This window comes from Streptomyces atriruber (genome assembly GCF_001418325.1).
GTDB lineage: Bacteria > Actinomycetota > Actinomycetes > Streptomycetales > Streptomycetaceae > Streptomyces > Streptomyces atriruber.
This window is the reverse complement of record NZ_LIPN01000359.1, coordinates 24,114-33,206: the sequence shown is the minus strand read 5'-3', so window position 1 is coordinate 33,206 and position 9,093 is coordinate 24,114. Positions and strand designations below refer to the sequence as shown.

Genomic DNA, 9,093 nt, shown 5'->3' with positions numbered 1-9,093 from the left:
GTGGGGGCTGGCCTCGATGAAGAGGCGGTAGCCGTCGGCGAGGAGGGCTTTGATGGTGTCGGCGAAGCGGACGGGCTGGCGGAGGTTGGTGACCCAGTAGGCGGTGTCCAGGGTGGTGGTGTCCGCCAGGCGTTCGGCGGTGACGGTGGAATAGAACGCCACGTCCGTCGCAACGGGGCGGATGTCGGCCAGGCGTTCCGTCAACAGGTCGTGGAGCTGGTCGATCTGGGGGTTGTGGGAGGCGTAGCCGACGTCGATGACCCGGGCGCGCAGCCCGGCCTGCTCCGCGTCGGCGACGACCGCGGCCACCTGCTCCGGGGGGCCGGAGATGACGGTCGAGGAGGGCCCGTTGACGGCCGCGATACTCACGCCCGACTGGTCGTCCCCGATGAGCTCGACGGCCTGCTCGGCGCTGGTGCCCAGGGAGGCCATGTCGCCGTGCCCCTGCAGTTGGCGGAGGGCGTCGCTGCGTACCGCCACGATCCGTGCCGCGTCCTCCAGGGACAGTGCGCCTGCGACACACGCGGCCGCCATCTCGCCCTGTGAGTGCCCGATCACCGCGGCCGGGGTGATGCCCTGATCCGCCCAGACGGCGGCGAGCGACACCATGACGGCCCACAGCACGGGCTGCACGACCTCCACCCGCGCCAGCTCGGCCCCGTCCCCGCGCAGGACGTCACGCAGTGACCAGTCCACGTATGCGGACAAGGCCTGCTCGCACTCGGTGATCCGTGCCGCGAACACCGGTGACTGGTCCAGCAGTTGGGCTCCCATGCCGACCCACTGCGAGCCCTGTCCGGGGAAGACCAGCACCGGCCCCGCGCCCGAGGAAGCCGCCGCCCCGGACACCACGTCCGCGGACACCGCACCCGCCGCCAGCGCCTCAAGACCGTCCGTCAACGCGTCCCGGTCCCGGCCCACCACCACGGCCCGGTGCTCGAACATCGACCGTGTCGTCGCCAACGACCACCCGACCTCCGCCGGAAGCGCCTCCGTGTCACCCGCCACGAACGCACCCAACCGCCGCGCCTGCGCACGCAACGCATCAGACGTCCGCCCCGACACCACCCACGGCACCACAGCGGATCCACCAGCCACAGAAGCGACCGAGGCAGCCGCCTCCTCCTCCGGCAACGGCGCCTCCTCCAAAATCAGATGCGCATTCGTCCCGGAGAAACCGAACGAGGACACCCCCGCCCGGCGCGGCCGTTCCCCGCGGGGCCACTTCACCGGCTCGGTGAGCAGGCGCAGCCCGCTGCCCTCCCACTCCACGTGGGGCGAGGGGGCGTCGACGTGGAGGATGGCGGGCAGCAGGTCGTTCTGCAGGGCCAGCACCATCTTGATGACACCGGCCACGCCCGCGGCGATCTGCGTGTGGCCGATGTTGGACTTCACGGCGCCGATCCACAGGGGCCGGTCCTCCGGCCGCTCCTGCCCGTACGCGGAGATGAGGGCCCCGGCCTCGATGGGGTCGCCGAGCGTCGTGCCGGTGCCATGGGCCTCGACGGCGTCGATGTCCTCGGTGGTGAGGCGGGCGTTGGCGAGGGCGGCGCGGATGACGCGTTCCTGCGAGGGGCCGTTCGGGGCGGTGAGACCGTTGCTCGCGCCGTCCTGGTTCACCGCCGAGCCACGGATCACGGCGAGGACCTTGTGGCCGTTGCGGCGCGCGTCGGAGAGGCGCTCCAGGAGCACCACGCCGGTGCCCTCCGCCATGCCCATGCCGTCGCTGCCCGCGGAGAAGGGCTTGCACCGGCCGTCGGGGGCCAGACCGCGCAGCTCGCTGAACCCGATCAGGGGGGCGGGCGACGACATCACGTACGTACCGCCCGCCAGGGCCAGTGAGCACTCCTGCGTGCGCAGGGCCTGGGCGGCGAGGTGGAGGGAGACCAGCGACGAGGAGCAAGCGGTGTCGACCGTCACCGCCGGGCCTTCGAGGCCGAGGGTGTAGGCGACGCGGCCCGAGGTGACGCTGCCGGAGTTGCCGATGGTGAAGTACCCCGCTGTGCCCTCGGGCACCTCGGAGGCGCCCAGGGCGTAGTCGAGGCCGTCGCAGCCGATGAAGGTGCTGGTGTCGCTGGCGCGCAGCGCGAGGGGGTCGATGCCCGCGCGCTCGATGGCCTCCCAGGCCGTCTCCAGGGCGAGCCGCTGCTGCGGCGCCATGGCGAGGGCCTCGCTCGGTCCGATGCCGAAGAAGGTGGGGTCGAAGTCACCCGCGTCGTGGACGAAGCCGCCCTCGCGGACGTAGCTGGTGCCGGTGCTCTCGGGGTCCGGGTCGTAGAGGGAGTCCAGGTCCCAGTTGCGGTTGCCGGGCAGCGGGGCGACGGCGTCGCCGCCGGTGGAGATCAGGTCCCAGAACTCTTCGGGTGACCGGACCCCGCCGGGCAGCCTGCACGCCATGCCGATGACCGCGATCGGCTCGTGGCCCGCCGACTCGACGTCCTGCAGCCTGCGTTCCGTCTGACGCAGGTCCGCAGTGACCCGCTTGAGGTATTCAAGAAGCTTCTCTTCGGTGTGCGCCATCCCGGTGACAACCGCCCCTCTCCGCGAGAACAGCAGCGCCCCTGACTCGATGACCGGGCAGCCGGGAGATCGGCGTGAGCATCGGGCAGGCGGGGCCCCGCCGGACCGCAGACTCGTCGACGGCGCTAAAGCCCTCCTAATACTCGGCTGTGTACGTCGTCGTTCCCGCGTCGTCGTGACTGGTGGGAGGCGGCGGGCGGGCGCGGCAGGTGCTTCTTAGGAGCGCTTAAGACGGCCCTGCCAGGGTGTGCCGGTGTCGGTCCGGACAACGCGAAGCGAGGCATCGTGCCCATCACGGATAACAAGCCGGCCGCCACCTTCCCCGACCTGGTCGACCCGTCGTTCTGGGCGCGGCCTCACGAGGAACGCGTGGCACTGTTCGAGCAGATGCGCGGGCTGCCGCATCCGGCGTTCATCCAGCAGAGCATGCCCGGCGTGCCCTGGGCCTTCGGCTACCACGCGCTGGTGAAGTACGCGGACATCGTGGAGGTGAGCCGTCGGCCGCAGGACTTCTCCTCGGACGGCGCGACCACGATCATCGGCCTGCCGCCCGAGCTCGACGAGTACTACGGCTCGATGATCAACATGGACAACCCGGAGCACTCCCGGCTGCGCCGCATCGTCTCGCGTTCGTTCGGCCGCAACATGATTCCCGAGTTCGAGGCCGTGGCGACCCGGACCGCGCGGCGCATCATCGACGACCTCGTGGCGCGCGGTCCCGGCGACTTCATCAGGCCCGTGGCCGCGGAGATGCCCATCGCCGTGCTGAGCGAGATGATGGGGATCCCGGAGGAGGACCACGACTTCCTCTTCGACCGGTCCAACACGATCGTGGGTCCGCTCGACCCGGACTACGTGCCCGACCGGGCGGACTCCGAGCGCGCGGTGATCGAGGCGTCCCGCGAGCTGGGCGACTACATCGCGGGGCTGCGTGAGGAACGGCTCGCCGAGCCCGGCAACGACCTGATCACCAAGTTGGTGCAAGTCCAGGCGGACGGTGAGCAGTTGACCCGTCAGGAGCTCGTGTCCTTCTTCATTCTGCTGGTCATCGCCGGGATGGAGACCACCAGGAACGCCATTTCGCACGCCCTGGTGCTGCTGACCGAGCACCCCGAGCAGAAGCAGCTGCTGCTCTCGGACTTCGACACGTACGCCAAGGACGCCGTCGAGGAGATCCTCAGGGTCTCCACGCCCATCAACTGGATGCGCCGCGTCGCCACCCGCGACTGCGACATGAACGGCCATCGCTTCCGCAGGGGTGATCGGATCTTCCTGTTCTACTGGTCGGGCAACCGGGACGAGGGCACCTTCCCGGACCCGTACCGCTTCGACATCACGCGCGGGACCAACGCCCACGTCACGTTCGGGGCGGTGGGCCCGCACGTCTGCCTCGGCGCCCACCTGGCCCGGATGGAGATCACCGTCCTGTACCGGGAGTTGCTCGCGGCGCTGCCCCGCATTCGTGCCGTGGGGCAGCCCCGCAGGCTGGACTCCAGTTTCATCGAGGGCATCAAGCACCTTCAGTGCGCCTTCTGAGTACGTACGTCTCCTCCGCATACGTACGACTCGCGAGGCCCGCCCGCACCGCGATGTCCGGTCAGTGGCCGGACATCGCGAGGGGTGGGGACATCAGGTGCATGTCGCCGGAGAGTATGGCCCGCTGCAGGTCCTGGAGCGGACGCCCCGGCTCCAGGCCGAGTTCGTCGTTGAGCGTCTTGCGCACCGACTGGTACACCTTGAGCGCGTCCGCCTGCCGCTCGGAGCGGTAGAGCGCCAGCATGAGCTGACGGTAGAACGCCTCGCACATCGGGTTCTCCGCGGTGAGGGCGTACAGCATGCCCACGGCCTCCCGGTGGCGGCCGAGTTGGAGCTGACACTCGACCAGCATCTCCTGGCACTCCAGGCGGATCTCGGTCAGCCAAGTCGAGAAGCCGTCGACGATGGGACCGTTGGCGGCCGGACCGTTCCCGCCCTGCCCGAGGATCGGGCCGCGCCACAGGGCGAGCGCCCGCCCGAAGCAGGAAGCCGCCTCGTCGTAGCGCTTCTCCCTGAGCAACGACCGGCCCACGTCGACCAGTTCGGGGAAGACCTGGGCGTCGATCTGGTCCTCCGGCTTCTTGTGCAGCACGTAGCCCGGCGCGCGGGTCTCGACGGGGTTGCCGGCCGTGCCCGAGACCTTCAGGAACTTGCGCAGCTGGGATATGTACACGTGTAGCCCGGCCGTGGCGCGCTTGGGCAGGTCCTCGCCCCAGATCTCCCGCATCAGCTGTTCCAGGGAGACCAGTTGATCGGCGCGGATGAGGAGGACCGTGAGGACGACCTCCACCTTCTGCGCGTTGATGGTGGCGTACTTGTTTCCGTCCTTGATGCGGAGTGGGCCCAGCATTTCGTACCTCACCGAGCGTTCCCCCTCGCCGTTGCGTGCCGTCGCGCACCGGCCGCCAGGGCCTCGGAGATGACGTCCGCGACGCCCCGCTGGTGCGTGTTGAGGTAGAAGTGGCCCCCGGAGAAGACCTCCAGGCCGAAGGGCCCGTCCGTGTGCTTGCGCCAGGCCTCCACGTCGTCGATCGAGGCCTGCGGGTCCCGGTCGCCGACCAGGGCGGTGATGGGGCAGTTCAGGGGTGGCGCGGGGGTCCACTGGTACAGCTCGACGGCCCGGTAGTCGTTGCGGACGACCGGGATGATGTCGGCGAGCAGTTCCTCGTCGTCCAGGAACCTCGGGTCCGTGCCGCCGGCCCTGCGCAGCTCGCCGACCAACTCGGCGTCGCTGAGCAGGTGTACGGTGCCGCGCCGGTAGAGGGACGGCGCTCGGCGGCCCGAGACGAACAGCCCGCAGGGCTGTCCACCCGGCCGCTCGCTCAGCCGCTGAGCGACCTCGAAGGCGAGGACGGCGCCCATGCTGTGCCCGAAGAAGGCCAGCGGACGGTCGTCGTACGGCGCGAGCGCCTCGGTGATCAGATCGGCCATCTCGGGGATGCCGTCCAGGAGGCGCTCTCTGCGCCGGTCCTGCCTTCCGGGGTACTGCACCGCGAGGACTTCGGTGTCGGGCAGCAGGGTGGGGGATTGCGCGAGGGGGTGGTAGTAGGAGGCCGAACCGCCCGCGTGGGGGAAGCAGACCAGTCGGACGGCGGCTTCCGGCCGGGGCCGGAAACGACGTATCCAAGGGTCCGACATCGGGGGTGGGGGGGAGGCAGACAAGATCTATCCCTTCGCCAGGAACGCTGACAATGGTGTCGCCGCATCGCACAGGCGCTCCTGATCATGCACAGCTCAAAGTTTAAAGGGCAACGTCGATAACGCGGCAACAGGGCGGAATGAGACATTCCCCATGCTTTATCAAGCGATTCTCGTGTGATCGAATCCGCGGCGGCAAGTTTAGGGTAAGTTTCAATATGAATGCTTAACAATGCACCGGGTGAAGTTCGGTCCCGGGCGGGTCTCGGGTGGTCGCGGACGTTGAGTTACGCGGCCGAGGGGCCGACGGGGCGGGCGCACTGGCAGGTCAGGAAGGTGTGCCTGCGGGGGGCAGCGGGCGGGGCCCGCGCTCTCGATCCGGTTGAGGTTCCCTGGAAACGGGCTCGACAATGAACGCGCAATTCTTTGCGGGATCATTACGCTCCCTTGGTTTGATTCTCCTCCCCGCCGTTGGCCTGCACTATTTCTTCGCCTTCAAGACATGAACGGAAAACGATCTGTTTGCGTCATCGGGCGGCCGCTCGGATTCTCCGGGACTCCGATTGTGGCTTGTTGTTTTCTTGCCGTCCCGGGCCGGTCGGGATGGGTCTTGATTTGACCTCGCGGCTCCTGCGTCCCACGTGGCGGCATCCGCGCGGGGTGACCGCGGTGGCGCGGAACGGGATCAGGGGTGGCCGGATCCGGCCCTGTGTGAATCGGCGGTAGTCGGCCACTCGGCCGGTTCGGGCGTGTCGGAGGGCTTGTCACCTTTTGGGGTGACTATGCCTTGTTCAAGGTGTGCTCTCCCGCGGCCCATCCGCGAAGGTCGTGGCATGGGTGCCCGCCGGCCTCCGGCAAGCCGGCCGCGGGCCGGATCCGCCACCGAAGGAGTACAGGACGATGAGCGAGAGCATGGCGTGGCTGACGCGGGACGTCCGCAAGGCCCGCAAGCAGGGTGCGGCCGATGTCGCGCGGCGGCGCGGCGACCGACTGGCGGACCTGGTGGCTTGCGCGCGCTCCGCGTCGCCGTACTACCGCGAGCTCTACCGCGGCCTGCCCGAGCGGGTCGACGACCCGACGCTGCTGCCGGTCACCGACAAGAAGAGGCTGATGGACCGCTTCGACGACTGGGCGACGGACCGGGACATCACCTTCGAGAAGGTCCGCGCGTTCACCGACGACCCCGGCCTCATCGGCCGGCGCTTCCTCGGCCGCTACCTGGTGGCCACCACCTCGGGCACCAGCGGCAGGCGCGGCCTGTTCGTGCTCGACGATCGGTACATGAACGTGTCCTCCGCCGTCTCCTCCCGGGCCCTCGCCTCCTGGCTCGGCCCGCTCGGCATCGGCCGGGCCGTGGTCCACGGCGGCCGCTTCGCCCAACTCGTCGCCACCGAAGGGCACTACGTCGGCTTCGCCGGATACTCCCGCATGGCCCAGGAGGGCGGCGGACGCAGCAAGCTGCTCCGGGCCTTCTCCGTGCACGAACCACTGGCGCACCTGGTCGCACAACTCAACGCCTACCGCCCGGCCTTCGTCATCGGCTACGCCAGCACGATCATGCTGCTCACCGCCGAACAGGAGGCGGGCCGCCTGCACATCGACCCGGTACTGATCGAACCCGCGGGCGAGACGATGAGCGACAGCGACACCGACCGCATCGCGAAGGCCTTCGGCGCCAAGGTGCGCACGATGTACAGCGCGACGGAGTGCACGTACCTCAGCCACGGCTGCGCCGAGGGCTGGTACCACGTCAACGACGACTGGGCCGTGCTCGAACCGGTCGACGAGGACCACCGGCCGACCCCGCCGGGGGAGTTCTCGCACACGGTCCTGATCTCCAACCTCGCCAACCGCGTACAGCCGTTCCTCCGCTACGACCTCGGGGACAGCGTCATGCTCCGCCCCGACCCCTGTCCGTGCGGCACCTCGTCGCCCGCGATCCGGGTCCAGGGCCGGGCCGGTGACATCCTCACCTTCCCGTCCGGCCGCGGCGGCGACGTCAGGCTCACCCCGCTGGCCTTCAGCAGCCTGTTCGACCGCATGCCGGGGGTCGAGCTCTTCCAGATCGAGCAGACCGCGCCGGCGACCCTGCGGGTACGCATGGTCAGGGCCCCCGGCGCCGACGCGGACCACGTGTGGCGGAAGGCCCACGACGGGCTCACCCACCTGCTCGCCGACAACAAGCTGGACAACGTCACCGTCGAGCGGGCGGAGGAGCCGCCGCGGCAGGCGTCGGGCGGCAAGTACCGCACGATCATCCCGCTCGCGGCCTGAGCGGGCCTGCGTGTGCGCGGGCCTGCGGGGCTATCGCGCGTACTCGCGCAGCGCAGGCTCTTCCTTCACCCAGGGCTGGCTGTGGATCAGCAGCTCGATCGGGTAGTTCAGCAGACCGGGCAGGGCGTTGACGGCTTCCTCGCTGTTGAGCGGCATGATCGCCTTGGCGCAGTGCGCACGGTCGATGCGGTCGGCGTCGGCGGGGCCGGAGTGATCGACCGCGTCGGCTACCAGGTCGTAACTGACCTGGTCCACGACCATGGCGATGTGCGTCGGCCACGGCCGCCCCGGGCAGACGTCCTGGACGCCGATGCGGTGCGCGCCGGGCAGCGACGGGGGCCCTCCGTCGGCCACCACGGACTCGTCGAGGTAGGAGAAGACCGTGGTGTACGACGGGCCCGCGGGCATGGGCGCGCCGTCGGCGCCGAGAGCCTTCGACCAGTTCGAGTCGCGGGCGAACTGCAGGACCGAGGCCGGGCAGCCCGCGACCTCGGCGATCGGACGGCAGGGAGAGGCGAGCCGGGTGCCCTGGAAGGGGGAGCCCAACGTCACCACGTCGTCGACCTTCTCCGGCAGGTCGGGCCAGAAGCGCAGCGCCCAGGCCGTCAGGAGTCCGCCCTGACTGTGCCCGACGAGGTCGACCTTGCGGCCGGTGGCCTCCTGGATGGTGCGCGTCGCGTACACCACGTACTCGACGGACTCCTGCATGTCCCTGAGCCCGCGGCCGGGGGAGTCCACCCAACAGGACCGGTAGCCCTTCTTCTTGAGCTCGGCCATGTAGTTCCAGGCGTAGTTCTCCTCGCTCTTGAGGCCGGTGCCGGGGACGAAGAGGACGGTCGGCTTGTCACTGGCCCCGCGCATGTCCTGGAGATCCGTCCCGCAGTGCAGGGCGTCGGCGAGCTGGGCCGCGGGGATCTCCAGCGGCGGTGACGGATCGGCGTCCGCGCGGGCGGCGGAGAGCGGGAGCACGGTCAGGGTGAGCACGGCGGCCGCGAGGCCGCCGAGCCATGAGGGCGAGCGCACAAGAACCTCCACGGAAGAGTGTGGGGCTCCCCCGGAGGGGAGGCCTCCGGCGTGGGAGCGACGCCACGTGAACGTCAGTAGCCACAGTAGCCCCGGCGCCCT

6 protein-coding genes are annotated in these 9,093 nt (G+C 69.8%); 2 read left to right on the top strand and 4 right to left on the bottom strand.

Annotated elements, in window-relative coordinates:
• The coding region (locus AOK03_RS31670) for a type I polyketide synthase (RefSeq protein WP_157869131.1) at window positions 1-2,520 on the bottom strand (2,520 nt) is incomplete at its 3' end.
• Window positions 2,521-2,805: 285 nt separating this feature from the next.
• On the opposite strand from AOK03_RS31670, the gene AOK03_RS31665 reads away from it, so the two are divergent.
• Window positions 2,806-4,056: a cytochrome P450 gene (locus AOK03_RS31665; RefSeq protein ID WP_055568813.1), complete on the top strand. Its 1,251-nt coding sequence runs from the start codon at window positions 2,806-2,808 to the stop codon at window positions 4,054-4,056.
• Between the two features lie 61 nt (window positions 4,057-4,117).
• On the opposite strand, the gene AOK03_RS31660 is transcribed toward AOK03_RS31665, so the two are convergent.
• Together AOK03_RS31660 and AOK03_RS31655 are read right to left on the bottom strand one after the other, a co-directional pair.
• A complete protein-coding gene (locus AOK03_RS31660; RefSeq protein WP_244177825.1) occupies window positions 4,118-4,906 on the bottom strand; it encodes an AfsR/SARP family transcriptional regulator in 789 nt (262 codons plus the stop codon).
• 8 nt (window positions 4,907-4,914) lie between these two features.
• Window positions 4,915-5,694, bottom strand: a complete 780-nt coding sequence (locus tag AOK03_RS31655; protein ID WP_055568811.1) for a thioesterase II family protein — start codon at window positions 5,692-5,694, stop codon at window positions 4,915-4,917.
• A 900-nt stretch (window positions 5,695-6,594) separates the two neighbouring features.
• On the opposite strand from AOK03_RS31655, the gene AOK03_RS31650 reads away from it, so the two are divergent.
• Window positions 6,595-7,968 carry a phenylacetate--CoA ligase family protein gene (locus AOK03_RS31650; protein WP_055568810.1) on the top strand — a complete coding sequence of 458 codons (1,374 nt, stop codon included), beginning with the start codon at window positions 6,595-6,597 and terminating at the stop codon, window positions 7,966-7,968.
• 30 nt (window positions 7,969-7,998) lie between these two features.
• On the opposite strand, the gene AOK03_RS31645 is transcribed toward AOK03_RS31650, so the two are convergent.
• Complete coding sequence (locus AOK03_RS31645) at window positions 7,999-8,991, bottom strand: esterase/lipase family protein (protein ID WP_055568809.1); 993 nt, start codon at window positions 8,989-8,991, stop codon at window positions 7,999-8,001.
• Between the last annotated feature and the right edge of the window lie 102 nt (window positions 8,992-9,093).